At 66.8% G+C, this 1,096-nt stretch carries 2 protein-coding genes and 1 pseudogene; 1 reads left to right on the top strand and 2 read right to left on the bottom strand.

Annotation, left to right across the window (positions count from 1 at the left end):
• Window positions 1–257, top strand: a pseudogene (locus BZL64_RS28005) (hypothetical protein); the annotation flags it as partial.
• Between the two features lie 178 nt (window positions 258–435).
• Here BZL64_RS28005 and BZL64_RS41960 read toward each other — a convergent pair.
• On the bottom strand, window positions 436–564 hold the full coding sequence (locus tag BZL64_RS41960) for a hypothetical protein (RefSeq protein ID WP_279634616.1): 129 nt from the start codon (window positions 562–564) through the stop codon (window positions 436–438).
• Window positions 565–690: 126 nt separating this feature from the next.
• On the bottom strand, window positions 691–954 hold the full coding sequence (locus BZL64_RS39610) for a hypothetical protein (RefSeq protein ID WP_143663330.1): 264 nt from the start codon (window positions 952–954) through the stop codon (window positions 691–693).
• Between the last annotated feature and the right edge of the window lie 142 nt (window positions 955–1,096).

The following is a 1,096-nucleotide window of genomic DNA, read 5'->3' as shown; positions in this document are numbered from 1 at the left end:
GCCTCACCGATCCCCTACCCCGGCTCTGCCCCTCATGCGGCACCGAGATGGATCCGCTGCTGACCATCGCCTCGGGCGAATGGAACTCCAACTATCCCGACTGGATTCCCGACGAGGACCGAGCCCGCTCTCTGTCATCCACCACCCATGCCGAACCGCACAACCCGACCATGCTCGACCTCGCCCGAGGCTACGATATGCAGCTGCACGTCTGCCCGGTATCCCCGGACCATCCGCACGTCGAGCTGATCCAGTGAGCCGTTCCCCAGTCAGCGGCTGCGCCGCCGTCTGCCGGACTTCGGCGGCGGCCGCCAGCTCCAGTTCCAGCGGGTGATGCTCTGGCGTCGGCGATCTCCAGCCGACCCGCCAGGTAATCCGTGAGCTCCACCGGTACCTCGCACGAGTCCAGTAGGAACCGCGCGAGGTGAATGCCTGTCAGTTCAGGCGTCCGCCGCTGGCCGCGGAGGTCGACGAACGCGGACGCACCACGGTCGTGATCGACGAGTCGCACCTGCTGGACCACCAGGAGTTGATGAGGACGATGACCACCAGGCCGCCCACCATGAACACTGTTTCCCGCCGGGGCGATCTTCCTGTTGTGCGCGCACGGCGGAACTCACGCCGGATTCATCCGGAGTCACAGCTCCCGCCTCGTGGCGGTGTCCGTGTCGTCGGCCGGTGCGGGAGAGCTCAGTCGGAGGCGAGTTTGCTCGGGGTAGCCGTGACCGGCCCTTCGGCCTTGAGCTTTCGAATCAAGGCCTTCTTCGTCCGGTGGGCGACAACGAACTGGTCGTAGCTCTGAGCGAAAGCGCGCACGGCGCCGTCTCGTTCGGCCAGCGCAGCCAGGTCCCCCAGGAGACGGACGACTTCGGGGTAGTGGCGGGTGCCTCGGATGGAAAGGAGTTCCGCGACGCGCGCCCATGCGGCTTCGGGATCGTGCTGCAGTTCGGCCACACGCTGGTCCCGGGCGAAAACCCGTAAGGGGCATGAGCAACGCCGCAAGGCCCTTCAGGAAGAGAAGGAAGCCGAAGCCAGGAAGCGCGCAGAACGTGAGGCGCAGCGCGCCCGGGACCAGCGTGTGGCCGAACTGCAGCAC

Source organism: Streptomyces bobili, assembly GCF_002154575.1.
GTDB classification, from domain to species: domain Bacteria; phylum Actinomycetota; class Actinomycetes; order Streptomycetales; family Streptomycetaceae; genus Streptomyces; species Streptomyces bobili.
The sequence above is the reverse complement of the archived record's forward strand: the minus strand, read 5'-3'. Positions and strand labels throughout refer to the sequence as shown.